The following is a 25,245-nucleotide window of genomic DNA, read 5'->3' as shown; positions in this document are numbered from 1 at the left end:
CCACTGTGCGGCCGCGGTTATCAAATCAGACCATGTTCAGCAAAAGAGTAAATATCGCTGCCGCCCACAATCAGGTGATCGAGGACTTTGACATCAACCATCCCCAGCACCTGCGCCAGACGCTCGGTGATCAGCTTGTCAGCCTGGCTGGGTGCAGTGTTAGCGGAAGGATGGTTATGCGCCAGTACCACGGCGGCGGCATTATGATGCAGGGCGCGTTGCAGGACGATACGCGGATGAACGGTGACGCTGCTGATAGTTCCCTTAAACAGTTCTTCAAACGCAATCACGCCGTTGTGGCAGTTAAGAAAGAACGCGCAGAATGATTCGCGTGGTTCTGCAGCAAGACGAAACCGCAGTAAGGAACGCGCGGCGTCGGCGCCGGTGATAAAATCCGTTGTGGTAATTTTACCGGCAATAATGGCGTCCGCCTGGCGGATAATGTTGAGTTCTTCTGCTGAAAATTTCATATATTTCCCTCGTTAGGGGACCTGAGCACCATGCCCGGCCACAAATATATAATAGGACATTTTGTCCTAGATGTAAATACAGTGATATATAAAAAAGCCCGATTTAACGGGCTTTTATGGTTTATTTCTGTCCCCCTGCAATAACTTCCAGTTCCGTCTCTGAAAGCATTATTTTCAGGCAGGGTTTGGTACGGCTGAGAAGTTCAATCGACCTCGGATCGAGGTCCAGGGATTCGCAAAAATCATCTCCGCCACAGGCATCACGCATCCGGTCCCAGAGCTCGTCAAAATCCGTTGTATCCGGATTGAAACCATTGGCGTAACAGACATTGTGCATCCCATTACTGTTTTTCTCACCTTTCGCCGCCATCACATACACGCCATGATCTTTGACAAAAAGAAGTGGGCAATTAAAACGCTTAACTTCAGCAATAACGACGTTGAGCATAGGATCAGTAAAAACAAGTTCTGATTGCATGGTCATAGTGTATTTACTCCCTGAAAGCTATTTGTTGACCGCAGCGGCGGTGAGAATGTCAGAAAGCGACCCCAGCAGATATAATTCGGTGAGCTCGCCTGTTTCATTCAGAAGAAATAGCCCTGCAGGTCGGCCATTATGAAAAATAATGGCTTCATGCGATTGATGTAATTCACACTGACACAGCGAGAAATAAATAAGTGACCATTCAGGGGAAATAACGGTTTTATTGCCATGTTCCCGGATATAGCGGGCAACATCAGCCTGTTGCTGAGAATTGAGAGCAGTCATAAGGTGACTCCTGCGCCGGTCGGGGCGCTACCGTCGAAAGACCGGATTGCCTTTCGATGTAATTATTATACGTCTAATGAGCCATATAAATCAAGTTAATTTTGTTATTTTCCTGATTTAAGGAGACTCTTTCCCCTGTAAATTTTGCATCACAAGCGCACCGTTCGGGCGCTGCAGGCGAATAATATCGTTCTGGCGTGCGTCTTTTTCCCGGATGATCCGCCAGGTTTCGGTGACGGCGCCGGCTGGCTGATACAGTCTGACCTTCACCTCGGAACGCTCTGCAGACAGCACAATGCAGCCTTTCTCATCTTGTGCAGCTGCGTGCCGGGCTTCATCTTTTTCCCGCGGGCAGTCATCAAATCCTGATATTCGGACCGGGTGGCCATCGATATCAACCTGATAGCCGGGCGAAATCACGGGCACGGGCTGTGGCACATTCGGGAAATAATCAGCCAGATCACACCCTGTCAGGGCTACGGGCACAAGGCAGGCATACAGCATTAACATTCGGCGTGTGGTGATCATAAAGGGTCCTCTCTGGTCGCCGCGGGCCTTATTTCGCCTTCTCAACCAGCTGCAGTGACGGATGCTCACCGGCCAGAAGTAACAGGAAATTGAATTCCCCGGTCTTGAGCTTTACGCCGCGCTGAGCAGCCTTTTCTTTGGTCTGCCATGACGCCGGTTTATAGCCAAACAGCGCTGCAATTTCAGCGTGTTTTAGCCCCAGCGCCTGACGCAGGCGGCGAACGTCTTCGGCCGTGGCGGGCTCTTTAACCATATCATCCGGGCTGAACGTCCTGTTCAGGCGGTAATCAGGATGCACGCCGGCGATCAGCATCAGCATGTTATATTCGCCTGGGCGAAGACTGGTCTTGTTGTACTGGCTGAGATCGTCGCTGATAGCTTCCTTACGCTGCCAGGCGCGCAGTTCGTACCCCATGACAGCCCCTAATGCGGTTTCAGTCATGCCCATTTTTTCACGGAGCGTCTTCACTGTTTCCGGCTGCGGAACGACGCTAACCATCTTAATCATTACCCTTCTCCCAGAAGTCTGAATTCAGAAAAATTTTCACCTGGCGCGTGCGGGGATAGTCCTGGTGCTTCAGCCCCTCCCGCGTATCAGACAGGTACTGCGTTTCCTGCTGCACCTTGTTGATTTTGCCATTCCATTTGCGGGCCAGCGCCCGGTAACGCCCGTTCTCCAGCTGATAAACTTCAAACGTATACTTGTTCGGACCGCTCCAGCCTTCGTTGTAATAGACCTGTTTCATAGGATCTGCCTGATCGATGCGCCCCGTTAACATGACATCCCGGCTGCATTGCCTGAACCAGTAACCGCGGGGCATAGCCGGTGGCCGGTCGCTTATTTCCCGTCTGGATAGCGTGCCGAAAGGCTGTGAGCGCAGGTGACAACCTGATCTCAGGTCAATCTGGCATGGCGTGTTGTGCAGGGACCAGCGCCGCTGCCGCAGGCAATGGCTCAGGGTGATCACAGGTACGACACGGGAAACGAACAGGGGGAATGATTGCATGGTTTTACTCCTTCGCCAGTCGGGGCGCTACCGAAAAATGAGCCTTGATAATACGACGAATGAGCCATATAAATCAAGTTAAAAATCAGGCGGCAGAGTTTCTGCCGCTGCTGTAGGTCAGTACCGTGGGGCCACGTCCTTTCCTTCGCCCCATAAACGGGAAAACTCGTTCACGTAGGCTTCAGTTACTGCAGGCGCGCCGCTGATCAGCACCACATTTTCCGCATTACGACTGTCTGCACTGGCGCTGAAGTTAAACGATCCGGTCAAGACGGCGCGGCGGTCAAAGACCATGAATTTATCATGCATGGCCTCGTAGTTATCGTTGATCCGCACCGCCACGCGGTTATTGGCCAGAAAGTTCACTTCGGTGTACCGGTTGTCGTTCGCTTTGCGATCGGCCACCACCACCACCGATACGCCCCGTTTTTTTGCGGCACGCAACGCGCCGGCAACAGGACGACTGGTCAGGCTGTACGCGGCAACCAGAATCTCATGCTGCGCGTGGTCGATTGAATCCAGAACCAGATTTAATGCGGTCCCGCCGGGTGAAAACCCGGTTTTCACTTCAGTCGCAGCTTGCGCCTGGACATCGCCGGCAATATTGCCGGCCGCTGTTACCGGGTTTGCTGCCACGGCGCCGGCGATGAGGGTCAGGGTTAACAGCACATATTTTTTCACGCTGCCCCCTTAATCATCATCCGGGAACAGATGCTGGACGTTCTTACGGGTTTCTTCCAGATTCCTATCCTCCGGTGCTGCCGGTTCGGGAGTCACGGCGGGACTGTTTTCCGGCGCAGCGCCGCCTGCCGGCGACACCGTATTGCTGCCACCGCCGGTGGCCTGCAGAAACGCCTCAACCAGACGCGCCATCTCTCCTGTATCCTGCTGCGGCAGCGTACTGCTGATGATCCGCTGAATATCCTGCATCGAGGTGCTCTCCGTCAGAAATTCAGCGATCAGGAACGGCAGGCGTTCGTCCTGCTTCATCAACGCAGCACCACAGAGCATCATGGCGCGCATCGCGCGGCCACGCTCTTTCTGAGGCAGTTTCTCAAGAAAGCCGTCAGCTACCCGGTCCGCCGCATTGCGCTCCGGGTAGATATAAAACGAGCACTTACGGTTATCAGTCATACTCAGCCCTTCATTGCCACCATACCCAGAACCAGATCGAATTGCGGGTTATCACTGACGAAGAAACGATCGTCACTCACCCCCGTGGCCTGCTTCACTGCGCCGGCGACCAGGCTGGCGCCGCCACCGACAACCATGACGTGCGTGAAACCGGCAAAGCGGCCAACTGAATCGGTGACACGGTGCGTCAGGGCTTTTTCCCGCTCATGCAGTACCTTCATCACCTGGGCCCGCTGGTCAGCATTCTGGAGGTAACGGGAAAGAAACGTTTCGTCATTTCGCGCCTGGATCAGACGGTCGGCAAAATACGAACTGGTACGGGTGCTCACGCTGGTATCCAGTGCATGTTTTACGGCTTCGGTGATGATGGATACACCGGTTTTAGGATCGCAATGCGTCTTGGTGAAGCCGGACATTTTGCTGCGAACGTGCGCGATATCCAGCGTGGTTCCACCGATATCCACAATCAGCAGGGAGTCCAGATCGTCCAGATCCTTCAGCACACTGAAGCCTGCAGGGACCGACTCTGGCAGTACGCTGACTTTACGCACGGTAAAGCTCTCACGCCCCTGAACGGCCACCGCGCGCTTCACGTTCGCTTTTTTCCGCTCGATGTTGGCCATATTAGGCTGATCGTTTTCATCCAGGTACTCGCCCAGCGGCAGCGTCACCACAACATCAACCGGCTGCGGTTCAATGCCGGACTGCATCAGGGCATGGTGGATAGCGACGACATTCACATCACTGTACTGATAGCGGGTTTCCGTGGTGCGCACGGCATCCGGGCTCAGCTGGTCAAAGCTGTACTTTTCCCCGTCAATTTCATAGTTGGCGGAAGCCGGCACTGATGAATCTGTCAGCAACGTCATGGACCATTCGGGCTTGAAGCTGTTCGGACTGATCAACGTTTTGACCGCACCATCTTCCATCCATGCCAGTTTGATGTTGGTGGAACCGTCGTCAACAAAAATACGCATTTTGAACCTCACATTATTTAGAAAAAAACCGTAGAAATCAGGAAAAATACAGCTTTCAAATGGATTATTACGCATCCCTGCTGACGTGTAAAGACAAAATGATGCACCAATATAGAAAAATACAGAAAAATACCGAATAAAAATCAACAAAAGACGGTCAGGCCGTCCTCAAAACGGCCTAATATAGAAATATGAGAGATTATTTTAGATTTATAAGGAAATAACAGGGATGAATACGGATTATTCCGGAAGCGTTAGATGACTGTCTGGCAGGCTGAACCGGACGCCATACTGACGGCCGACATCGAGCGCAAACACGCGCGTGTAGGTTTCTGTGGTTTCCAGCCGGGAATGCCCGGCATAGGCCTGTACAACTTTCAGCGGAACCCCATGCTGGATCAGGTGCATACAGAAGCTGTGACGGAACGTGTGGCAGGTAACAGGGATACTAAAAGTGACAGAGTCACGTTTTGCGAGGTCCAGTGCCTTCCTGATCCAGTTACGCGGCGTGTTATCACTCTGCACCGGCCAGAGCAGCTGCTGTTTACCAATACGCAGGGTGGTCAGAAATTCACGCACCTTCCTGACATATTGAGGATCGGTCAGAGGAACAAGACGGAACACCTCCTCATCCTTGCCCGGCCTGCCGCGGCCACGCTGACGCTGTTTAAGCGTCTTCAGCCGGACAAACGGCCGGGAACCGTCAAGCTGAAAGCTGGCGCCGGTCAGCGCCAGCGCCTCATTAATACGCGCGCCCGTGTTCCAGAGGGTATCGAAAAGGACCTGCTGGCGCAGGTCTGGCACATACCGCAGAAACACCGACACCTCCGGGGCCAGCAGGTATTTGGGTAAATCAGCCTGGCTGGCCATCTCCCGCAGCGCCAGCGCATCGGCATAATCGAAGTAGGCATATGTCACGCGCCCGGTCCCGATGGCGTCGCTACGTGAATTCTGAGAAATTTGCAGGGGGAAAGTGTTCAATTTTTTAAAATCCGCTAATCAGCCGTCAGGCGACTGAATTTTATGAAATTTCTCGCTGAAATCGACCGCATCCTGCATATCAAACGTCATACTGCGGGTGGAGGCGGTCGAGCTCCAGCTTTTCCCGCCGCCGATCCCGTAAGGAGGTAGCGCCTGTCCGTGTAGCGGCTGGTTGTGTCGGGCTGCAAAAACCAGCTCCCCGACAGGTACTTTTAACATCATAGCAAACATATCCGCGCTGATTCGGCGGCCTTTCAATCCACTCATAACAACCTGTAACTGAATCCTGTACCACGACTTTTGTTGTAAATCTGCTGACCAGACTGACCTTCATCTTCACTGAATACCACCATACGGCGGCCGTTAGTCAGTGAATCCATTTTACGCTGTGCGCCATTATCGTCATAACGCACAGGCAGGCACGCACCTTTATGGCTGTTTTCACTCTCGACGCGGAACACCCTTACCCTGACGGCGTTCTTCCGCACCTGGTCAGGATCTTCACCACTGACCACACCCGTCAGTTTCTGAAGCGTATCAGCCGGACTGCTGTACTCAGCCTGGCTGAGATAGCGGCCGTTCGGGGTTAACCAGAAATCCTGGCTGTCACTGACACGGTAGGTTTCGCCGTGGCTGGCGATGCCTGAGACGTTACAGAAGCGGTCATAATCGGTGGGCTGTCCGGGGAGCATGGCGCACCCTGTCAGCAACAGTGCCGGCAGGGCGGCGACGTATCCTTTGAATTTCATGTTGTCTCCTGTTCAGGTTGAACCATTTCGGCCGGTGGCCGGTATCCCGGATACGGGATAAACGGCGCATCGGTGGCAATAAGGTCTAGCAGCTTCTGGCCACTGACCAGGATCATACGGCTGTCTCCGCGAATGAGCGATTTGGTTCCTTCGCGCGTTTTGCCGGTATGGCAGAAAAAACCGCGGGCACCGGTGGCGTTCAGCAGGTCGCTGAAGTCACGGACGTGGCCAACGGCAATATAGCTGGTATAGCGTTTGGCCTGGATAAGCCAGGTCTGGCCATCAATCTTCACACGGCCATCAATCCCGCCGTCACCGGTATACCGGCGGTTACGGATCACTTCAAAGCCCCGGCGTTCAAAGCCTTCAAGCAGCAGCTCTTCGAACACAAACGGGTCAATCTTGCGCAGATAGGCAATTTTCTGCCCGAAATGCGGAAACGTATTAATTTTATCGATCACACGTACCGCGCTGGCCTGTTTCCGTTCGTGCCGGCGCCGGCGTCGCCGTGTACCCAGCCAGAGGCCATACAGCAGGATACCCGCAAGGATAAAAGAGCCGACAACATGGATGGACTCATTCATTATCGATCCTCAGCACTTCATACTTCAGCTGCCGCAGCAGCCTGTCTTTGCTCATGGTTTTCAGGGTGGGCCATTCCGCTTTCAGCGTCAGCGCGACGGTGGCAAGTTGTATGGTCCGGGGTACTGTCTCACCGTCCTCATATTTTACCAGGCTGGTACGGCTGATACCGAGCTCAGCCGCGGCGCGTTCCTGGGTCCAGTTCAGGCCCCGTCGCCACAGGATCAAGTCAAAGCCGGTCAATCCGCCGCACTCCCATGCTCAGTGCCGGGCTTCGTGCCGGCGGGTACGGCCTCTTTCCCCTGTGCCTTTTTTTCCGCCGGGGCCGGGTAGGCCGAGGCCAGTTGTGCCCGGAAATCACGCCACGCTGACAGCCAGAGCGCATCAGATACCTGGTCAGACGACAGATTAAGGACCGCATTGCGGTCACGCCAGTGGCTAAATGTCTGAGCCGGCAGGCCGGCACGCCGGCGCAACTGCTGCTCGTCGAAATAGGCACACTGAACCAGGAGGTGTCTGACGTTCTGCGGGACAACTTCATCCCTGGCCCCTTCCGGCACAGCCAGCATCCCGGCGCTGCATATCCCCTGAATGCCCGCCTCGGTATAAATCTGCTGCAGATTGGTATCATCACCCTGCGCAGCGCCGGCGGTGTGCGCCACAACCAGCATGATGCCGGCAATAAGTGGTTTCTTTATCATGCGTACTCAGCTCCTGGCCGAATCCTGGTGGACTGGCCTGTTATAATCTGCCTGTATTTATAGCCTGAAAATGTTCATATTTGAACATTTTTTATGTATATTAATTCCGCAAATTCGCCATAAACACAACAGGAGACACGATGGATATCAACTACTACGATGAACATCAGGAAGAATTTGAGGCGGTTAAACTGGCGCTGAAGGGCGAAATGGAGAGGATCTGGGGCTCCATGCTGAAAGAACGCGGGGACAATCTGGATGATGAAGCCACGTACCTGAACCTGTTTGAAGAATTGCAGTATAACTTCTCTCCGTCCAGTTTCAGTAAGCTCACCCCGGCGCAGGAACTGGATAAAGATAAAATAGCGGCCTTTGTGGCCAGAACCCGCGGCTATAAGCACGGCATCACGATCAAATGCCGGCCGGGTCGCCCGCAGAAGTGGCTGAAAGGCCGAATCAAACCACTTGAGGACGCGGAAGGCACAAACCTGTGCTGGATCGACACGGCCACCATCGTGCATATCGGTGCCGGTCAGCAGTTTGACGATCAGTATTACCTCACAGTGACCACACAGACCGGGCAGAGTTACCGCGTGAATGAACTCCGTCTGCCCGGTCGTCTGCTGGAAGCCGCACAGGAAACCCTGTTGTTCAGGGCACTGGATTCAACCACCGGCGGTTACTTCTGATAGGGCGTTGCACCACGCTTATCGGGGATTTATACTCGCAGTGATTAACAGATTAATTTTCCGTTTACTCCGACAGAAAGTTAAGTAATAAAAAGGTCTATAATTAAAAGGCGCCCTTCCTCACCAGTTGGACGCCTTTTGTGTATGCATCATCAGTTATCTGTAAACCCTGAAAGAAGTGTGATGGACACGTCGTCTTCTTCACGCGCTACCATCACCGGTACATCCTTCCAGCGTGCCACGTTTTCTCCCCACTTTTGCAGGTCAGCACATGACAGATTGTGCCTCTGACATAACCTCAGAATGGTGTCATTCGAATACCAGTCTATGCGGGACAGGTGTTCACGGATCACCCATTCATCCCACGGCCGGCCGTCAAATGCAGGTTCACGCCGCCGCCATTCCGGATTGTTAATGACCAGATAATCGCCAACATAAAGACGGTCGGTCAGCTGATATATATCAACGAAGCCAACCTCACTGTCAGGGATCACTTCCAGGAAGAGATAACCCGCTACGGGGTGTACCGCGCCCAGAAGCACCATAGGCTGAGTCACCATGTTATTCCCCCTGTTCGTCTTCAGCTGGCCGCCAGGCCCGCTGCCCTTTATAACCCAGTAGGGCTTCACACATCAGATCGGTTATACGCGCAATCGCGTAATCCGCACTGTCAGCCCGCAGGGAAATCACGGCCGTTTCCCCCCGGTGCGCGGCGTTCCAGAATCCGGGCAGCAGCGTCTGGAACCGGGCCCGGTCATCCCCCTCCGACAGCAGGGCTGCATCCGGCAGTCGTTCGCGGATCACATCTTCACCGGCCTGACGCAGGATATCGTCACGACTCCAGATGCACAGCGTTGCCGGTCCGCTGCGCATGAGGATAGTAGCGGCGTCAGCCATACTCAGAGTATCCAGCTTCAGCATCTCCATGCCCGGCCGACGCAGCACGAATCCAATCGGCCGCCGGTACTTGCCCAGCTGCAGCAGATCGTCGTCCGTAAGCAGCTCCAGGCCACGCTGCAGGACAAGATGCAGTACTTCAGCCTCTTTAATCGGCCGCAGCAGCCCATGCATGGTGTTCGCTTTGACGGTCAGCGCCTCAATGCGATTCCAGAGCTCATCATTTATATGTTTGGTGGCCATCGGAATGCTCCCCGCCAAAATAAAACCGTTTTCCATCCGCTGCTTTGCCCAGGCATACCGTGTGACCCGTGGTTATCTGGCCGGCATCCATCAGGAACGGCGCGCCCGGACCGCGAAACACGTCCGGATCGAGGGCAGCAGGTTCGCCGGCAGCGACCGGCCGGACCATGCCCATATCGTAACTGTCCGGCAGGTTATCCCGCAGGCAGGCCTGCGTGTAGTCGTCCGCGACCTTCTGCGCCTCTTCCTGCGTGGGGTAACGACCCAGCACGCCGGTGATCTCTTTCTTCAGTCCGAAGCCGTAGTCGCGAACCTTGTACGCTTCATATTCCATCCCGTTCACTCCGCTTGCCGTTGTTTACTGAATAACCATACTCTAATAAATTAGGTTTCATGCGTATATTATAAATATTTAGATTTAGCACTAAAAGCTAATTCAATGAAGCGACACACCGGTAATCATCACGCTGCATGACGACCGCACGATTTACCCCGCCGGATGATTCGCCCCCTTATCTTTTCACCTTGTGACTTTTACGCCTGCAACCACCGGAAAATACCTTTTCGCCGGTGCCGCCATTGCGGAAAAAACGTAAATACCGAAAAAAGCGAAATCAACAGGGAGAGGAAGGCAGGGGGACGGTCGCACGGTTGCCGTGCGCGGGCACCATATCTTGTGCCGTTCTCAGCTGACGGAGCCACTACATATAGCGTTATCCACAGAAACGGTGGATAAGTGGCGGCGCTGCGGAGAATACCGCTAAACCGCAACGGTGAAAAAATGTGGTCCCGCGCGCAAAAGTGCGGTACAAATGGCTGTACATTATGTAAAGCCAAATGACTGTACAAAAAGGAAGGAGCATGACCGGTTTTTTTGAACGTAAAAAGCGGGCCAAAAACGCCCAGCTGACCGTGCGTCTCGATGAGCAGCTGAAGAAACGCGCCGAACTGCGTCTGGAGGCAATGGGCATGACCGCCACGGAAGCAGTGGAGCAGCTTTACCGCTTCATCGCCGATCACGGCCGGATGCCCGTCACGGAGCGTATCGTCACATTTGACATCCAGTCACAGCGCGGCCGCGCCATCGCCCTCAATCCCGCCGACGCTGTGACCGAAAACACCCGGCGGTTTCTGCAGTCGCTGGGAGCTGTGGAAGTGGTCTGCTGCGATCCCGCTGCATTTGAACAGGCGGTACTGGAGTACTTCAGCCTGTATGTGGCCGACCAGGCTGCCTGTTTACTGGCCGGTGTACTGAACGTCACGTTCATGGTTAATGCCGCCAGTCGCGTGAAAGATGACTGGCATGACAGGCTGCTGTCCCTGTTACAGCGCGACTTTGATTTCAGCGAAGAACAGTCAGTGACGTTCATTAACAGCATCGTGGACAGCGAACATGTCGATCCTGCCATCGTCAGTCGAAATAATACGGCCTGGCGGAGCGGAAAAAGCACCGGGTCCGGCGCCGGCGCTGAACAGGCCTTACTGGATAACACCAACGTCAGGGTCTTCTATCCCTCCGGGGAAGCGCCCGTCTCCGGCGAGATCGGCGCCGCCGTCCTGCAGCGTTTCCTGACGTTCCTGGCGGAGCGGGGCGTCAGCTGCTGCGATCCGCAGAGACTGACCGAAAGCGCCGGCCGTGCATGGGGCGTGCGTGAAAATATGATCGGGAATATGCCCCCTGGCATACAGCAGGCCATAAACGATGGCGTCATTTTTGAGGCCAGCGCTGACACGCCGGACTTTTCCCCTGAGCTGGCGGCGGCGTTTGGCTTCACACAGGCCCAGGCAGAAGCGGTGCTGAAACCCGCCCTGACCGCCAGGGATCTCCCCGGTTTCCTGCAGCGCTTTCTGGCGTTCCTGGCCGACCGGGGTATCAGCTGCAGCAATCCCCGGCGGTTTACTGAAAAGGTCACGGAATACGCCAGCCATGAGGGACCGCACCGGCTTATTGCAATGTTGATGTCGCGCATCAGGGATGAGGGGGTCAGTTTTGTCTTTCACAATGAATCCCCGGACGAACTGCCGCGCCTGGCCGCGTCACTGCCCGGCGAACTGGCCGATACCTTCGGGTTTACGGGATGGCAGGCAACAACAATACTGCGTCAAATCCAGCCGGCACGGCCGGGGCAGGATTAGGGCCGGGAGCATACGCGATGAAAACGACCTGTCATGCGGCCGGCATCACGGCGGCGCCGCTTTCCCCGCAGGAGTGGCGGGCGCTGCTCAGGGCGAAAGGCTGGAAGCAGAAGGAGCTGGCCCGCCGCTGGAATGTGTCAGAAACCTGGATCAGTAAGCTGGCCAATAACCCCGAACGGGGCACGCACTGGAACGATGCCTGCCGGGGTCTGCCCGATATTCGTGCCCGGCGGCCCGGCGAACCGCGCGCGGCAGGCACAGACGCACCAGAGCCGGGAGGCCCTGAATGAACAGACGTCTTCACCTCATCACCACCTGTACCCGGCGCAAGGCGGGCAGCGTGGAGGATACCGTTTTTCCGGGCGACACTTCCCTTGATGACGCCTTTGACGGCTGGTACAGGCTGATCGCCCAGGCTGCCCGCCGTCCTGGCAGGGTGCTGGAAACGGGAGAGCTTTACCGGGGCGCACACTGGCTGCGTGCCCGCGGTATCGCGGCGCGGTGGCCGGGCATCGAGCTGTGGGCCATGTCGGCCGGTCTGGGGCTGCGCCACCATACCGATCCGGCGGTCGCGTATGAGGCAACGTTTCACGCCATGCCCTTCGCGCCGGCGACCGTCTGGGGCTCACTGACGGCACGGCCCCCGCTGGCTGGCCGCTGCGCCTCCCTGGCTGAGCTGATGCAACGCTGCCCGGACGAGCGCTTTGTGATCGCCGGTTCACCCGTGTATATCAGCGCGGCTGAGCAGGATATTCTGGCCGGCGTGCCGGCACTGCATGATGCGGCCACTCAGCTGATTATCGTGACCTCACAGGGCTATCGTGGTCCGCTGCAGCCGTTTCTGAAAAGAAGCCGCGCGGACATGATGGCGACCCTGAAATCGAACATGACGTGCCTGAATATTGCCTGCGCCGGCGCCCTGATTGACGCCATGATGCAGGCAGACGCCCGGCAGGCGGCGACCATTTAATACAGACAGAGACTGGCGCTACCGTCGCCAGAAGGGGGTTTTACATGTTCAGCATCATTTATCACGCCGGCGCAGCCGTCCTTTTCCTGGTCATGAGCCTGGCGGCCGGCGCCGGCCTCCTGCTTCATAGCCATGAATATACGACAGGTCATTTCTGGAACATGACGGGGCTGTGCATTGTGTCAACTCTCGTCTGGATCTGGGCTGTAGCTCAGGCAAAAGAAGCCTGGTACATTTCACGAAACATCAAAAAAGGACTCTGACCATGAAAGATGAAATTCGCCACGAAAAACCCGTTGAAGTGAATATACAACTGACACACAGAGAAGCGCAGGCTCTGGCGCAACTGGTTAAGCGTCTGGGATTCAGTGACTGCCGCGGCCTGGCGACGTCAGATATTGAGGCATATCTGATGATGGATGGAATCAACCAGATCATGAAAGCACTGGCTGAAGAGGGCTATGCACCACGATAAGGGCCGGGACTATCTGGAATTAGCCGGAAATACAACCCTATCACGCGGGCAGTAAGGAGAGGTTTTAATGTTCCCGACACCAGGGAAAACAAGCCGCCGTCAAGAGCGGCTGCACATCGCTGTTATCGCATAAACGCCGCGGGAATATCCTTCCACTGCGTGGTGTAGGCCGGGGACAACATTTCACGGCGCATGGCATATTCCGGATCAATACCTTCTCCGGCGAAGAAGATCCTTGACCTTCCTTCCCTGTTTATTTTGTCGATGGTGGCCATCAGTTTTTCGCTGCCCGGCCGCACAGCAGCCGGCGAAAACAGATCCAGCTGGGTTTCATATCCCTGCAGATCGCTGAGCATCACGCCGGCTTTTGCATACCGCACGCCCTCACGCCAGATACGCGACAGTCCCAGCTGCGCCGCGGCGATGATGTCGCGGGTATCCTGGCTTGGCACGGGAAGCACTTCCGTAGCCTGGTTACTGTAGGGCACACCGCCGGCGTCATAAGCACTGCTGCGGATAAAGACCGTTACCACCTTCGCCAGGCGGTTTTCCTGGCGCAACTTTTCCCCTGCCCGTGTGGCATATTTAGTCACCGCCTGCTGCATCTGCGCCAGTTGCGTGACCCGTGCTCCAAACGAACGGGATACAACAAGCTGCTGTTTCGCGCCGGTTCCTTCCTCCAGGGCAAAGCAGGCCTCGCCACGCAGCTCACGAATGGTCCTTTCCAGCGTCACACCGTACAGCCGGCGTGCAAGACGGATATCCATCTCTGCGAGCGCCAGCGCCGTTTTGATCCCCATTGCCGCCAGCCCTTTTTCGGTACGATGGCCAACGCCCCACACATCGCCGGCCGCCACCAGGCTCATCAGCTTTTTCAGTCTTACAGGATCACTGAGCGCCACAACCCCCCCGGTAGCAGGCCACGTCTTTGCGGCATGGTTGCACAGCTTGGCCAGCGTCTTCGTTGGCGCGACGCCGACTCCACAGGTGAGCGTTGTCTGGCGCAGCACTTCAGCCCGCAAAAGCTGGCCAAACGCCTGCGGCGTCATCACTCCCTCCATATGAGAGGCATCCGCAAAGAGCTCATCAATTGAGTAAACAAATGTCCGCGGCGCCAGACTCTCCACCACGGTTGCAAATCTGGCGGAGAATGAGGCGTAAAGGGTGTAGTTGGAACTGAATACGGCAACGTTATGCTGTTCCAGCAGGCGGCGGCAGCGGAAATAGGGCTCCCCGCGGCGCACGCCAAGCGCTTTCGCCGCGCGATTGACCGCAACAAGCGCCCCGTCGTTGTTGCTGAGAACGACCACAGGGCGACCTCGTAAATCAGGGCGGAACGCTTCTTCGCAGCTGCAGTACATCGAATTGACATCGATTAAGGCGTACACGGGCGGTGTCTCATGACAGTGAACGTAACCACACCCCATATCTGCAGCGCCTCTGGATCAAACCTGATTGGCGGAAAAGCCGGATTCAGCGGCATCAGGCAGGGGTAAGGGCGGAGCTGCAGCTGCTTGACCGTAAATTCATTATCGATGCTGGCAATCACGATGCTGCCGTGCCGGGGCTCTTCTGCCCGATCGACGACCAGCACATCGCCATCATGAATGCGGGCATCACGCATAGAATCGCCGGACACACGCAAGAAGTACGTTGCGGCCGGACGCCGCACGCAGTAATCATGCAGGTTAAGTTCATTGGCCTCATAGCCTGCGGCCGGGCTGGGAAAGCCGGCCGCAACGGGCTCGGCAAAAAAAGGGAGTGCGTCACCTTCCACTGAAGGCCGGGGATAAACGAGATCCAGCGCCATAATTTAGCCTCCAACAACTGTTTATACATGGGTCTTCCCTTGTTGTGGTGGCTGAAGGCATGATAATGGTGTATTTAATCGCCAGAGGTCACCGCCATGGACGAAAAGTCCCTCTACGCTCATATTCTCAACCTGTCCGATCCGTGGCAGGTAAAGTCCCTTTCTCTCGATGAAAATGCCGGTTCTGTTACTGTCACTATTGAGATCGCTGAAAACACCCGGCTAGCCTGTCCGACCTGCGGTAAATCCTGTTCTGTTCACGATCACCGTCATCGTAAATGGCGCCATCTTGATACCTGCCAGTTCACCACTATTGTTGAAGCCGATGTTCCACGAATTATGTGTCCGGAGCATGGCTGCCTGACGTTGCCTGTTCCGTGGGCTGGCCCCGGAAGCCGGTATACGTTGCTATTCGAATCGTTCGTTCTCTCATGGCTGAAAATCAGCACCGTTGATGCTGTCAGGAAGCAACTTAAGCTCAGTTGGAATGCGGTTGACGGCATTATGACCCGGGCAGTTAAGCGAGGTCTTGCCCGGATAAAAAAGCCATTATCCGCCCGTCATATGAATGTGGATGAGGTCGCCTTTAAAAAAGGACATCGTTACATAACGGTGATCTCCGATCGCGATGGTCGGGCGCTGGCCTTAACGGATGATCGCGGCACAGAGAGTCTTGCCGGCTATCTTCGCACGCTCACTGATGGGCAGTTGCTGGCTATCAAAACGCTCTCAATGGACATGAACGCGGGCTATATAAGAGCAGCGCGTATCCACTTACCCAGTGCGGTTGAGAAAATCGCCTTTGACCGCTTCCATGTGGCGAAGCAACTGGGCGAGGTAGTTGATAAAACCCGTCAGAATGAACATCCGCACCTCCCTGTTGAAAGCCGACACCAGGCAAAAGGAACCCGCTTCCTGTGGCAGTACAGCGATAAGTGGATGACCGAATCCCGGCAGGAAAAGCTGATGTGGCTGCGTGCACAGATGAAGCTGACGAGCCAGTGCTGGGCGCTGAAAGAGCTGGCAAAGGATATCTGGAACAGGCCATGGAGCGAGGAAAGACGGAGTGACTGGCAGAGATGGTTGGCGCTGGCGGCTAACAGTGACGTTCCCATGATGAAAAATGCCGCGAAAACGATAGGAAAAAGGCTGTACGGGATCCTGAATGCGATGCGACACAGTGTCTCAAACGGAAATGCGGAGGCACTTAACAGCAAGATCAGGCTGCTGAGGATAAAAGCCAGGGGATACCGAAACCGGGAGCGCTTTAAACTGGGGGTGATGTTCCACTACGGAAAGCTGAATATGGCGTTCTGAGCCTTCCCACCATGATCGGGGAAGACCCATATATATACAGTAAATCATAAACGAAACGTGCAGCCATGCAAGCCTGAAACCGGGTCTCGTAGCGCGATCCGACGTAATATAATAATTTTCTGAGTGATTTTCTCTGCAGCTTTTGACGTTCTTCATGTGTGTTTGCACACATGATATCCACCAAAACTGTGGATAACGCGCCGCTCAGACCGTTGGTGCCTCGATGGCCAGGATGAGTGAGGGATTGTCATTGCGAACGGCGCCCACAGCCGGCGAGACCGGTTGCCAGGTGAAATCCTCCGCTTGCAGGCTGTACACGTCAGCCTGCATATGGCCAGAGGGCGGAACTAAGCTGGTATTGAGCCAGTCGCGCGCGGCGGCCGGTGGCAGCGCCAGAGGGCGCCTGTCATGAATATCCGCCAGGCCGGCATGACTGGCGGCCGTGATAATGACAAAGCTGCCGCTGCCAGCGGTATCTGCGGCGTACAGCGCCGCAAAGAACAACGGCTGACGATCGGCGCCACGGATAAAATAGGGCTGCTTCAGCCGTGGATTCTCCGTCGACTTTTTCCATTCGTACCAGCCCGATGCCGGCACCAGCGCGCGTCCATGCTTCCAGAGCGGGGCGAACATCCGGCTGTGCTCTGCGGTTTCAACGCGGGCATTGATGAGCGGCGGTTTTCCCTCTTCGCGCCACCATGCCGGCGCATAGCCCCAGTTAATCGGCGTCAGCTGCAACTGGCCATCGTGGTGATGAAACACCGGCACTGGCGTGCCAGGGGCGACGTTATACCGTGCATGCCAGTCACCGGCGGTGCTAACCGGTATATCAGGCGCCAGGGTGGCGAGAAATTCATCTCGGCTATGGAATTGTGCAAAGCGGCCACACATAGGCAGGTGATCCTTTTGGCACTGGGTAGTAAAGTATAGAATATTGGCAGTTTCAGGCAGATACTCATCATTGTGAGGTTATATTGAACCTTTGTTACACCACCAATGAGTAACGCTCAGATTTAGTTAAATCATTAACTTTTTAAGCTTTGAATAGGTTTCAATGCTTTGATATATAAGTGATATTTTTATTCGTCATTGACGGGCAAAGGAATAGGAATGGCCACTGTTTCCATTAGTTACTCAACGTATGACCCCAACGATCAAACCAATGAGCGCATATTGGGTACGGAACATATCGATAACATAGAAGAGATTCTTGTACCTTTAAATGATAAAAACACCCAATATTTATTACGAAAGCATTTTCAGGGGAGGTTTGTAAACGTTGGCGAGTTTGGTTCTTTCTGGGTATTGCACCTGATCATTGGGGAATTTGGTTAACGGAGAAAGACGTCAGCAAAGACATCTATCTGTCGGAAATTTTGATCAAAAGAGATATACGGAATGCGGCTGGGTTCGTAAAAAAAGGCGCTATCGTTATCGTTGAGTTTGGACACATTTATCAAACTCTAAATTTCCAAACTGGTTTAACTAAGAGTGCAATGTACCCTTGCAATCACCAAGAAGGGGAAATGCATAAGAGAAGGCCTGCGGTGGTCGTCAAAGTTGATAGAAGAGGCGTTACGGTTGTCCCTGTAACATCCAAAGAGCCTGATGCGCATGAATATAATCGTGCGATCTTCGAACTTGAAACAGAATCTATACGATATATCAAAGAGTTAGATACTGGTAAGCGTAGCTTTGCCGTGTGTGAAATGATACAGACTGTCTCTCCTACCCGCATCCTTCCTCCTGAGTCTAGAGATCATAAAGGCCGAGATAGAACTTATCGACGGGATGAATCGTTTGGTCGAAGGTTATCTCGTAACGATATGAAGGCGCTTGATCAGGGGTTGCTTGCTGCCGTTGGTATGTACTCCTTACAGGAGAAACTTGATAGAACAATTCAAAATTTTTGTAGTGCAAAAAGGCCACCTTATGGGTGGTCTTTTTGTGTCTTTTTCAGCCGATTCTTTTCTTCATACTTTTGATGCGAATAAAGATCTTTGGTGGTTTTTGTAAGTTGCTGAAAATGTTAAAAAAGTACACATAATGTGCATTATGTTAAATTGAATTGCTGGGTACGCACCGCCGTTATCCTGGCCGTCCTTTCCCGCCGTCCCTTATTGTTGCTCAGCGTAGACACCCTTCTTTATCTCGTGAGGTTCGTCAAGTGTCTATACCTGTAAATTAAACCTCTGGTTTTTTTTACAGGTCGAAAAAAGGCCATCAAAACACACCACAAGCGTTTTCTGTTGTTAAGCTGGCTGCAATCAAAAATAGCGATAAAACCCCGGATAATCGCTCTGGTGAACTATGTGCGCATAAAATGTACTTCTTCGAAAGAATTTAGATGTGTGTTTCGGCGGGACATGGTAGCATTGGGATTCTGGTGATCATGGATCCCAGAGACGAAAAAGCAGCTATCAGGCAAATTAGGTTTCTCAGGCCCGCCCGATAGCTGCTCACGCTCCAATGCAGAGATTGAAGCGGCTCAACCAAATTTTCCAGATCTGGTCAAGCCGTGGCGGAAGATTACGGCTAATTGTCGTAGATTTCCAGAAGATTTTGCATTCTTGCAAATCTTATTTACATCTCTGCATTGGGTTTATCCGTTCTAGATTGGAGTAACTCACTATGGCAGAAAAAGATTTTAATCAACGCAAAGTCACTGACGACTACGCGCCCGAGATGGCTCGTATCAAGTTAGCCTCCTTTTTTGAGGGACATCCATCGGTACTGGAAACTGTCCAGACACTCAATCGTACACAGGCCTGTGTGCTTGCTGCGCTGTTAGATGACAAGTCGATCACTACGTCAGGCTATACAATTCCTGCTGATTATGGTGTGAAGCGCGCTTCTGCAGTGATCCATGCTTTAGAAAAGCAACACTCATTTCCCATTTCCAGTCGTCGTGTTGAAACTGAATCGGATGTCGGAAATCGCACAAAACAGTCCTTGTTCTTCATCACCCATGAAGATCAGATACGGTTGAAAGCAGAGCCGGAAGCCGTTTTCAAAGAGCGTCATGAAAGTGCCTGCCGTAAGAAGGAAAGTCAGGCGCAAAAAGAGCTTGCCCGCCTGGTTAAAGAATATGGCAAGGACGGCGTTCTTGAGCTTCTCAAAAACGCCGCTAATGACGAAGCTGGCTCGGATTCGAACGCAAGCTAAATCCTATGGGCGGGTTTTCTTTAGCCCCGCCCATTACCTATTCTCGAACCGACCTGAATTGGAATCTATGGCTCTTTAGTTCACCGTCGAATGAAGTCCGGCCCGATAATGGCAATGATCCGACGCTTATGTGTCAGTTTGACTATTTTTTGCTGTTGCAATCCTCGCAGCAGTTTTCTGATTTCCTGACTACGGCGGATATTCAAGGCATGCGTCAATTGCTCTCGTCCCGTGAAGCTTGCGAGTCCGTCTGCGGATGCCAGTGTTTCAAAACGAACATGATGGCCTTGTGTTTTAAATGTTGCGTATCGCACAGGGCTTAACCAGTTGAACGCTTCCAGCATGTCGTCCCAGGACCGGCGGAGCAAATGTAAGGAAGCATTGAGCCCGTATATCGGGCGGGAATAATCAGGCTTACCGGTAAGTGGGTTCGTTTCCTGAAACTTCCAGATGGCTTCATGATGTGCCAGGCGGTTACGCAATTCGCGTATGCGGCTGAACTTTTTTCGATCGCATGCCGGGGTGTCCCTGCTGGTGCGCCAGGAAATACGTCTGCGAGAAGATGTGGCCACAACAGGCTACGGTGGCGGGGCTCGTCATAATGCTGTGTCAGAAAGTTTGTCCAAAAACCAAAATCCAGACCGGAGATCACCCGTTCTGCAGTCGGCAATTTTCCCGCGTCTCGGATACGTTTAGCCACTTTGCGAATACCGTCCTCTTCCCAAGCGGTGCGGTCATACACCGGCATCCCGTGTCGATGTTGAATGTCGCCATGTCTATCGAGACGGTATCTTTTTCCCTGCCGGATCCACGCCTTATCTCCCATATATCTGGGTAAATCAAAAATCCAATTGGTGTCGGTCCGCCAGTGATCGATCGCCCCAGGCGGTGGATTATGGCGAATGGCGTGGTCAATGGCATTTCGCAAGGTGACTTCGAGACAATGTAATAAGGGCTGCTTGGCACTGCAGAGCGCTTTGTTCCAGTTGTATCCCCCCTGCTCTTCTCCGGGTTTGAGTTTTAGTACTTCCGTAAATCTTCAGCCGCTCTGCTGAAATATAGTCTTCCAGCTGCATTCCTGCCCTCCGGGGTGGGATCATCATGGGGTTGACGTTAACCTAAGACCTTGTTAGATTAACGTCATCAAGGCACGGATTTCTTCGGACCCGCGCGTATAAGTTAGTAACGGAAAAGCCACCTTCGAGGCGGCTTTTCTCGTTTCAGTGTTTTTCAACGGGTTCAAGCTTCATTACTGAACGTATCTCGTTGATGTCTTGATAATACTTATCCGCGCCAATCAGATAAAAAATCTCGCTGAATGCTCTGTGGATCGTATCTTCATCACGGCTTGCAATTTCGCTGAACAGTGAAAATGTCAGGGATAAGCCACGGGGAACATAAGCAAACTTGCTGTGCAACACTTGGCGGGCCCGCAATTGCAGGTATGGCATGTTCTTCATCATGATCTGCTGCAAATCATCGGGGGTGGTCAGTTTCAATATCGCCTTATATTTGTGGTTAGTCACCGCGATCATATCGTTCTCGAACCAGTGTTCGGCGACGGTTACCCCAGACTGTTTACCGAGTTCCTCGTCCATCAGAGATACCAGCGGGCTGGTACGGCTGAAGTTCTTGAGTAAATCCTGAAATTCTGCCGTCAGAAACTCCTTCAGAAAATCGCTTTTGGACTTACCAGCCGACCGAGCCTGCTTTGTGATCATATCATCTACATCATCTGGGATGTTTCGTACCGTCAGCGTGGCGGTTTTGTTCGAGTCGAGGTCTTTTTCACTGGTCATTGTTTTTGCACCCTGAATTTATAAAGTTTCCTTTTTTGTGATGAATAAATGATAACTGGTATTTTTTCTCAGTCAACCAGATGTGATGCAAGTAATTAGTTTTGCATCAGAGTGGCGTGTTTGACTTAGGTGTGTGGTTTTCCTTTTCTGCGCAGATCCGATTTCTGGCATTTTCGGCAACGTCCCCGCCCTGCCCCACAGGCACAAGATGTAGCGGTTATACAGCTGAGATTGGCTACTACATGTTGTGTTTACAGACGTGATCCCTAGTTCTTCGGCGTATGCCCAGTGCCATTATTTTCGTCCTCAAAATGGCGTTTTTTCCAGAAAAGGGAAAATTTTGCTACCCTGACATCGACAGCCAAAACGAATTAATCCGCGTGATCCTCTCTCCGCTCTCGGCGATAATTTTCAAAGTCGGCGATGGCTGTCAGAAGAAAGGGGGCGATTTGGCCGAAAAAACTGCCGATCGCGCTACGTGAAATCTGGCTATCTCTGCAGGGCTATGGTGGGAATTTTTACGTAGCGCAGTGGACACGTTTTTACCGTGGTGAACTCTCAAAGAGCGAGGCTGGATGAACGAGGGGTCAGTTTGGATATCGAAAATTATTGTACGTTAAGGTTGTTTTTTGATCAGATGCCGTTTCTTTATAGGGATGGTTGACGCTCAATCCAACGAAAACTCGCGTAAGAGCAACATGCAGCAACTGCGTGAATGGGCGCAGCTGCGCCCATTGAAGTTAGTGCTCCTCCCTGCGACGTGCAGCTATCAGGAAAGCTAATTACGGCCCTCATACCCATCCATGTATGCACCGGATGTCTCTTCAGACATGGCTTTACGCCATTTTAGTGATGTATTGGCTGCGTTGTATTCCTTGCCCGCGAATATGCTGTAGTTTTTAAAAGATGTAAAAAAATCATCGCTGTAAAAATATTGTGCTCGTTTGTTTGCTTCTTTCCGTGTCAGCTCATCAGAAAGATGGCGGTGGCGGAGACTGTCATTGAGGTGGAATTCACCCGCCTGAAAACGCTTTCTTATCTGACGGTAGAGCCAGAACTCATAGCGCCCGGCGTTCAGGCCTGTGGGCTCGCCATCCTCACCTAACTCCAGCAGATACGGGCGCAGCCGCTCCGGTAATGTGCCCGGCGGGCATTCCGTCAGTGATCGCTGTGAAAGCGTCTGCTTTTTGCTGAACACCATTCTGAGCCAGCTCAGCGCTTCAGCCCACGGGCTGTCGTGGACAACGCTGGTGAGATCGAGTGACAAAAATAATGGCCGCAGGTTACGCCGGGTTAATACCGTCATACCGTCCACGGCCTGTCACTGCAGCGCCAGTTTACTGACAGGTTTTACACTCATGCGCTGTGAGGTGGTTTTCAGCGCCTCCCGCGGCATGATTTTCCATGCACGCCGGCGGACTTCGCCAAAGGTGGTGGGATCAGGAACACTGTCATCAACGTAAAGCGATAACAGCCGTCCGATTTTAGACGTTTCACGCCGGTGTTTTTCCTGGACGTCAGCCAGAGGCTGTTTGGCCACGCTGCGGCTCTCATCCTCGAGCTGTTTCATATGGAAAAACATCGCATCCACCAGGTTATCGCTGAATTGGCGGTAACGAACCCATGCATAGCACAGCAGGTAAAGGCGGGTCTGATCGGGCTTCAGTTCTCGGAGATCATAAACGGTATAGAATTTGCCAGGCTAGCGTAGTAAAGCAGATTCTGCTGAGAAATATTCAGTGCCGGCAGGATGTCGCAGGCTTTGCGGTGCAATGGCGCCAGTATGGCCCGTTTTTCCCGCTCCTGAACCATCTGACGCCAGCCGAAATCACGTGCATCCTGCCTGAGGATCGCCAGCCGGGAAAGGGTATCATCGCGTTCAATCAGCGTGTTCAGACCATTCATGGTGTCGTCATCAAGCCGCTCCGTCAGGATACGCCCCAGCCGCTGCCTTTCATCAGAAAGCGAGCTCCTGGAGCGTGCTATAGCCAGGTCGGATGATTTTGTGCGCGTTGAGCCAGATGATCAACTCTGTGGCGACAAAGCCGGGAGTGACATCGCGGTGGACAATATGGGCGGCCTGTTGTTCAAGCGCTGAAGACAGTGCCGATGACCAGGGACGGAAACCATACAGCGCGCAGATTTTTCCCGCTGAGCATAGCTCCCTTGCTTAGTGGGTATTTTGTCAGGAAGTAATACCTCGAGAAAATAATGACTCAGGACAAAGCTGCAGTCGTCCGGAACTTCATCCCACCCGAAGCGGAAAAACAAGTGCTTGACTTTAAAGTATGCAATCTGAATTATGCAATACATTTGAGCGTGAAGCCCCCGACGACTGCAGGCCAGCGCCAGTTCAGATTCATCCAGCGCCAGAAACTCCAGTCGCTGAGCATCATCGAAATCCGGGAGAGCATACAGCGCTTCCTGCTCGTCACTATTTAAAACTGCCAGTCGTTCACTTTTGCCTGTCGCTTTGTTGCGAGTTGTCATCCCGACCCCGAAAATAATGTCCGTAAGAGGATCGCTCTGCGGACAGTAAAAAATGACATTTGCGCTTCAGTTAAAATCACTACTGACGTTGTCTCACATAACTGGTACGATATCAATCTCTTTCATGGCCCCTTAAACGTACACAATTATGACTGAAATACGGATCGGGTATGCCCGATGTTCTACTGATAAACAAGATTTGACCGCGCAGCAGGAAGCGCTGGTCAGACTCGGTGTTTCCCCGGATCGAATTTACATCGATAAAGGACTGACTGGTTCAAACCGGCAGCGGCCCGGACTGGATCAGGCGCTGGCCGCCGTTCGCAGTGGCGATACGCTGGTCGTTCCGAAACTTGATCGGCTGGCCCGGTCGGTTCCTGATGCGCGTCAGATAGCCGATGCCCTACAGGCAAGAGGGGTGAAATTGGCACTGGGCACCAGCCTCTATGATCCGGCAGACCCGATGGGAAAAATGTTTTTCAATGTGCTGGCGACGTTTGCCGAATTTGAAGGCGACCTGATACGCCTGCGGACTCGCGAAGGAATGGCCATCGCTAGAGCGAAAGGAAAACTGAGGGGGAAGCAGCCAAAACTGTCTGAAAAAAAACAAAAAGAGCTGTGCCGTATGCGGGAAACTGGCCAGTACTCGATCAGCGATCTGGCGGAACTATTTTCAGTTTCACGCCCAACGGTTTACCGAACACTTTCGCGGCATACACTAATTTTGGAATTATAAAACTTCATAAAGCAGCCCGCAGGCTGCTTTATCAGATTATTTACAATCGTCGGAAATCTTTACCAGAGCGGCTTTGAGAACGTCATCATTCTCAGAAGCAAACACAGCAATTCCCTTTACCGGTTTACCTTCTTTCAGGGAACCAGAGGTTAAAACCTCATCAACAGTATCGAGTTTATATTCTTTCTTGTCTGGAGAGTAAGCCTTTAGGCAAAGCTTTGATAAATCAATAGTATCAGCAGATAATTTTGCTAAGGAAACCTCAAAGGTTTTGGTGTATGCAGTTTTATCACCAATGGATATAGACCCCTGAGATTGTTCAGTGGCGTATACGGCGACATTACTAGGAGTAGAGGCGTTTGCAGCAAAGCAAAAACCGGCCAGAGTTAGAGATGCAAAGATAGCAGAAACCTTCATATCAATTCCTTTTTGTGGGTTAGTTATCTGGATTACTGCACGTATGCAAGATGCAGCGCCCTGATAATAATATAAAACTCAAGCTAAACCACGCGTAAAGGTACATCAATTCCTTTCGTCGGAAATTTCGGCGGTTCCGGCGTAGACCCCCTATATCCGCTGATGGTACCGCATAGCAATGATTCATGTGCGATAATACCTGT

Annotated in this window: 36 protein-coding genes and 1 pseudogene; 12 read left to right on the top strand and 25 right to left on the bottom strand. The window is 53.1% G+C overall.

Annotated features, from left to right (window positions below):
- Nucleotides 1-20 precede the first annotated feature (20 nt).
- From ACUXAC_RS25090 to ACUXAC_RS25020, 15 genes are all read right to left on the bottom strand, one after another.
- Nucleotides 21-470 carry a JAB domain-containing protein gene (locus ACUXAC_RS25090; RefSeq protein WP_004206910.1) on the bottom strand — a complete coding sequence of 150 codons (450 nt, stop codon included), beginning with the start codon at nt 468-470 and terminating at the stop codon, nt 21-23.
- Nucleotides 471-591: 121 nt separating this feature from the next.
- Entirely contained in the window at nt 592-954 is a 363-nt protein-coding gene (locus tag ACUXAC_RS25085) for a DUF3085 domain-containing protein (protein ID WP_004206909.1), read from the bottom strand.
- Between the two features lie 21 nt (nt 955-975).
- A complete protein-coding gene (locus ACUXAC_RS25080) occupies nt 976-1,239 on the bottom strand; it encodes a hypothetical protein (protein ID WP_004206908.1) in 264 nt (87 codons plus the stop codon).
- 117 nt (nt 1,240-1,356) lie between these two features.
- Nucleotides 1,357-1,767, bottom strand: coding sequence for a hypothetical protein (locus tag ACUXAC_RS25075; protein WP_004206907.1), 411 nt, complete (start codon nt 1,765-1,767; stop codon nt 1,357-1,359).
- Between the two features lie 28 nt (nt 1,768-1,795).
- Nucleotides 1,796-2,275, bottom strand: a complete 480-nt coding sequence (locus tag ACUXAC_RS25070; RefSeq protein ID WP_004206906.1) for a helix-turn-helix domain-containing protein — start codon at nt 2,273-2,275, stop codon at nt 1,796-1,798.
- Nucleotides 2,268-2,774: a hypothetical protein gene (locus ACUXAC_RS25065; protein WP_015062854.1), complete on the bottom strand. Its 507-nt coding sequence runs from the start codon at nt 2,772-2,774 to the stop codon at nt 2,268-2,270. The genes ACUXAC_RS25070 and ACUXAC_RS25065 overlap by 8 nt, the downstream gene beginning before the upstream one ends.
- A gap of 117 nt (nt 2,775-2,891) precedes the next feature.
- Nucleotides 2,892-3,455 carry a phospholipase D family nuclease gene (locus ACUXAC_RS25060; RefSeq protein WP_004187378.1) on the bottom strand — a complete coding sequence of 188 codons (564 nt, stop codon included), beginning with the start codon at nt 3,453-3,455 and terminating at the stop codon, nt 2,892-2,894.
- Between the two features lie 9 nt (nt 3,456-3,464).
- Nucleotides 3,465-3,908 carry a plasmid partitioning/stability family protein gene (locus ACUXAC_RS25055; protein WP_004206904.1) on the bottom strand — a complete coding sequence of 148 codons (444 nt, stop codon included), beginning with the start codon at nt 3,906-3,908 and terminating at the stop codon, nt 3,465-3,467.
- 2 nt (nt 3,909-3,910) lie between these two features.
- Nucleotides 3,911-4,885, bottom strand: coding sequence for a plasmid segregation protein ParM (locus tag ACUXAC_RS25050; RefSeq protein ID WP_011091047.1), 975 nt, complete (start codon nt 4,883-4,885; stop codon nt 3,911-3,913).
- Nucleotides 4,886-5,125: 240 nt separating this feature from the next.
- On the bottom strand, nt 5,126-5,803 hold the full coding sequence (locus ACUXAC_RS25045; RefSeq protein ID WP_015586039.1) for a tyrosine-type recombinase/integrase: 678 nt from the start codon (nt 5,801-5,803) through the stop codon (nt 5,126-5,128).
- A gap of 81 nt (nt 5,804-5,884) precedes the next feature.
- Nucleotides 5,885-6,133: a hypothetical protein gene (locus ACUXAC_RS25040; protein WP_004206902.1), complete on the bottom strand. Its 249-nt coding sequence runs from the start codon at nt 6,131-6,133 to the stop codon at nt 5,885-5,887.
- The gene (locus ACUXAC_RS25035; protein ID WP_004187390.1) at nt 6,130-6,615 is read right to left on the bottom strand and encodes a hypothetical protein; all 486 of its coding nucleotides are present in this window, start codon (nt 6,613-6,615) and stop codon (nt 6,130-6,132) included. The genes ACUXAC_RS25040 and ACUXAC_RS25035 overlap by 4 nt, the downstream gene beginning before the upstream one ends.
- The gene (locus ACUXAC_RS25030; RefSeq protein WP_004206901.1) at nt 6,612-7,199 is read right to left on the bottom strand and encodes a restriction endonuclease; all 588 of its coding nucleotides are present in this window, start codon (nt 7,197-7,199) and stop codon (nt 6,612-6,614) included. The genes ACUXAC_RS25035 and ACUXAC_RS25030 overlap by 4 nt, the downstream gene beginning before the upstream one ends.
- The gene (locus ACUXAC_RS25025; RefSeq protein WP_004187394.1) at nt 7,192-7,440 is read right to left on the bottom strand and encodes a helix-turn-helix domain-containing protein; all 249 of its coding nucleotides are present in this window, start codon (nt 7,438-7,440) and stop codon (nt 7,192-7,194) included. Before ACUXAC_RS25025 ends, ACUXAC_RS25030 begins: the two co-directional genes overlap by 8 nt.
- A complete protein-coding gene (locus ACUXAC_RS25020) occupies nt 7,437-7,898 on the bottom strand; it encodes a hypothetical protein (protein ID WP_015586036.1) in 462 nt (153 codons plus the stop codon). The genes ACUXAC_RS25025 and ACUXAC_RS25020 overlap by 4 nt, the downstream gene beginning before the upstream one ends.
- A 140-nt stretch (nt 7,899-8,038) precedes the next feature.
- On the opposite strand from ACUXAC_RS25020, the gene ACUXAC_RS25015 reads away from it, so the two are divergent.
- Nucleotides 8,039-8,587, top strand: a complete 549-nt coding sequence (locus tag ACUXAC_RS25015) for a hypothetical protein (protein WP_454104823.1) — start codon at nt 8,039-8,041, stop codon at nt 8,585-8,587.
- A 152-nt stretch (nt 8,588-8,739) separates the two neighbouring features.
- On the opposite strand, the gene ACUXAC_RS25010 is transcribed toward ACUXAC_RS25015, so the two are convergent.
- The 3 genes from ACUXAC_RS25010 to ACUXAC_RS25000 are packed head-to-tail and all read right to left on the bottom strand — an operon-like array spanning nt 8,740 to nt 10,061.
- A complete protein-coding gene (locus tag ACUXAC_RS25010; protein ID WP_004206898.1) occupies nt 8,740-9,147 on the bottom strand; it encodes a hypothetical protein in 408 nt (135 codons plus the stop codon).
- 1 nt (nt 9,148) lies between these two features.
- Nucleotides 9,149-9,727 (bottom strand): hypothetical protein, encoded by a 579-nt coding sequence (locus ACUXAC_RS25005; protein WP_015062853.1) that lies wholly within the window; start codon nt 9,725-9,727, stop codon nt 9,149-9,151.
- A complete protein-coding gene (locus tag ACUXAC_RS25000) occupies nt 9,705-10,061 on the bottom strand; it encodes a hypothetical protein (RefSeq protein WP_021526645.1) in 357 nt (118 codons plus the stop codon). The genes ACUXAC_RS25005 and ACUXAC_RS25000 overlap by 23 nt, the downstream gene beginning before the upstream one ends.
- Nucleotides 10,062-10,588: 527 nt before the next feature.
- Here ACUXAC_RS25000 and ACUXAC_RS24995 point away from each other — a divergent pair.
- Genes ACUXAC_RS24995 through ACUXAC_RS24975 form a run of 5 tightly spaced genes read left to right on the top strand, consistent with a single transcriptional unit; the run spans nt 10,589 to nt 13,308 of the window.
- Complete coding sequence (locus tag ACUXAC_RS24995; protein ID WP_021526646.1) at nt 10,589-11,863, top strand: type II toxin-antitoxin system RelB/DinJ family antitoxin; 1,275 nt, start codon at nt 10,589-10,591, stop codon at nt 11,861-11,863.
- A gap of 17 nt (nt 11,864-11,880) precedes the next feature.
- On the top strand, nt 11,881-12,153 hold the full coding sequence (locus ACUXAC_RS24990) for a helix-turn-helix domain-containing protein (protein ID WP_021526647.1): 273 nt from the start codon (nt 11,881-11,883) through the stop codon (nt 12,151-12,153).
- Nucleotides 12,150-12,833 (top strand): hypothetical protein, encoded by a 684-nt coding sequence (locus ACUXAC_RS24985; protein WP_004206893.1) that lies wholly within the window; start codon nt 12,150-12,152, stop codon nt 12,831-12,833. The genes ACUXAC_RS24990 and ACUXAC_RS24985 overlap by 4 nt, the downstream gene beginning before the upstream one ends.
- Nucleotides 12,834-12,877: 44 nt before the next feature.
- Nucleotides 12,878-13,096 carry a hypothetical protein gene (locus ACUXAC_RS24980; RefSeq protein WP_004187411.1) on the top strand — a complete coding sequence of 73 codons (219 nt, stop codon included), beginning with the start codon at nt 12,878-12,880 and terminating at the stop codon, nt 13,094-13,096.
- A gap of 2 nt (nt 13,097-13,098) precedes the next feature.
- A complete protein-coding gene (locus ACUXAC_RS24975; RefSeq protein ID WP_004187413.1) occupies nt 13,099-13,308 on the top strand; it encodes a DUF7706 family protein in 210 nt (69 codons plus the stop codon).
- A 122-nt stretch (nt 13,309-13,430) separates the two neighbouring features.
- On the opposite strand, the gene umuC is transcribed toward ACUXAC_RS24975, so the two are convergent.
- Together umuC and ACUXAC_RS24965 are read right to left on the bottom strand one after the other, a co-directional pair.
- Complete coding sequence (umuC, locus tag ACUXAC_RS24970; protein ID WP_024190314.1) at nt 13,431-14,696, bottom strand: translesion error-prone DNA polymerase V subunit UmuC; 1,266 nt, start codon at nt 14,694-14,696, stop codon at nt 13,431-13,433.
- Nucleotides 14,684-15,118, bottom strand: a complete 435-nt coding sequence (locus ACUXAC_RS24965; RefSeq protein WP_004187425.1) for a LexA family protein — start codon at nt 15,116-15,118, stop codon at nt 14,684-14,686. The genes umuC and ACUXAC_RS24965 overlap by 13 nt, the downstream gene beginning before the upstream one ends.
- A gap of 96 nt (nt 15,119-15,214) precedes the next feature.
- Here ACUXAC_RS24965 and ACUXAC_RS24960 point away from each other — a divergent pair, with 96 nt between their 5' ends.
- A complete protein-coding gene (locus tag ACUXAC_RS24960; protein ID WP_000343760.1) occupies nt 15,215-16,435 on the top strand; it encodes an ISL3-like element ISKox3 family transposase in 1,221 nt (406 codons plus the stop codon).
- Between the two features lie 204 nt (nt 16,436-16,639).
- On the opposite strand, the gene ACUXAC_RS24955 is transcribed toward ACUXAC_RS24960, so the two are convergent.
- The gene (locus ACUXAC_RS24955) at nt 16,640-17,326 is read right to left on the bottom strand and encodes an SOS response-associated peptidase family protein (protein ID WP_454266971.1); all 687 of its coding nucleotides are present in this window, start codon (nt 17,324-17,326) and stop codon (nt 16,640-16,642) included.
- Nucleotides 17,327-17,545: 219 nt separating this feature from the next.
- Between ACUXAC_RS24955 and ACUXAC_RS24950 the strand changes: the two genes are divergently transcribed.
- The 3 genes from ACUXAC_RS24950 (at nt 17,546) to ACUXAC_RS24940 (ending at nt 19,600) form a co-directional block, all read left to right on the top strand.
- Complete coding sequence (locus ACUXAC_RS24950) at nt 17,546-17,770, top strand: hypothetical protein (RefSeq protein ID WP_454266970.1); 225 nt, start codon at nt 17,546-17,548, stop codon at nt 17,768-17,770.
- 41 nt (nt 17,771-17,811) lie between these two features.
- On the top strand, nt 17,812-18,420 hold the full coding sequence (locus ACUXAC_RS24945; protein WP_454266969.1) for a type II toxin-antitoxin system PemK/MazF family toxin: 609 nt from the start codon (nt 17,812-17,814) through the stop codon (nt 18,418-18,420).
- Nucleotides 18,421-19,066: 646 nt separating this feature from the next.
- Complete coding sequence (locus tag ACUXAC_RS24940; protein WP_149570806.1) at nt 19,067-19,600, top strand: hypothetical protein; 534 nt, start codon at nt 19,067-19,069, stop codon at nt 19,598-19,600.
- A gap of 80 nt (nt 19,601-19,680) precedes the next feature.
- Here the strand turns inward: ACUXAC_RS24940 and ACUXAC_RS24935 are convergent, their stop codons facing one another.
- Together ACUXAC_RS24935 and ACUXAC_RS24930 are read right to left on the bottom strand one after the other, a co-directional pair.
- Nucleotides 19,681-20,172, bottom strand: a complete 492-nt coding sequence (locus ACUXAC_RS24935) for a hypothetical protein (protein ID WP_454266967.1) — start codon at nt 20,170-20,172, stop codon at nt 19,681-19,683.
- Nucleotides 20,173-20,820: 648 nt separating this feature from the next.
- On the bottom strand, nt 20,821-21,399 hold the full coding sequence (locus ACUXAC_RS24930; protein ID WP_454266965.1) for a hypothetical protein: 579 nt from the start codon (nt 21,397-21,399) through the stop codon (nt 20,821-20,823).
- Nucleotides 21,400-21,680: 281 nt separating this feature from the next.
- Here ACUXAC_RS24930 and ACUXAC_RS24925 point away from each other — a divergent pair, with 281 nt between their 5' ends.
- Complete coding sequence (locus tag ACUXAC_RS24925) at nt 21,681-21,881, top strand: hypothetical protein (protein WP_454266964.1); 201 nt, start codon at nt 21,681-21,683, stop codon at nt 21,879-21,881.
- Between the two features lie 308 nt (nt 21,882-22,189).
- Here ACUXAC_RS24925 and ACUXAC_RS24920 read toward each other — a convergent pair.
- Nucleotides 22,190-23,889, bottom strand: a pseudogene (locus ACUXAC_RS24920) (Exc2 family lipoprotein); the annotation flags it as partial.
- Nucleotides 23,890-24,037: 148 nt separating this feature from the next.
- On the opposite strand from ACUXAC_RS24920, the gene ACUXAC_RS24915 reads away from it, so the two are divergent.
- Nucleotides 24,038-24,625, top strand: a complete 588-nt coding sequence (locus ACUXAC_RS24915) for a recombinase family protein (RefSeq protein ID WP_454266963.1) — start codon at nt 24,038-24,040, stop codon at nt 24,623-24,625.
- 36 nt (nt 24,626-24,661) lie between these two features.
- Here the strand turns inward: ACUXAC_RS24915 and ACUXAC_RS24910 are convergent, their stop codons facing one another.
- A complete protein-coding gene (locus ACUXAC_RS24910; protein ID WP_454266961.1) occupies nt 24,662-25,042 on the bottom strand; it encodes a DUF4354 family protein in 381 nt (126 codons plus the stop codon).
- Nucleotides 25,043-25,245 lie beyond the last annotated feature (203 nt).

The sequence above is a fragment of the Serratia sp. 121840015-1 genome, assembly GCF_053627655.1.
The sequence above is the reverse complement of the archived record's forward strand: the minus strand, read 5'-3'. Positions and strand labels throughout refer to the sequence as shown.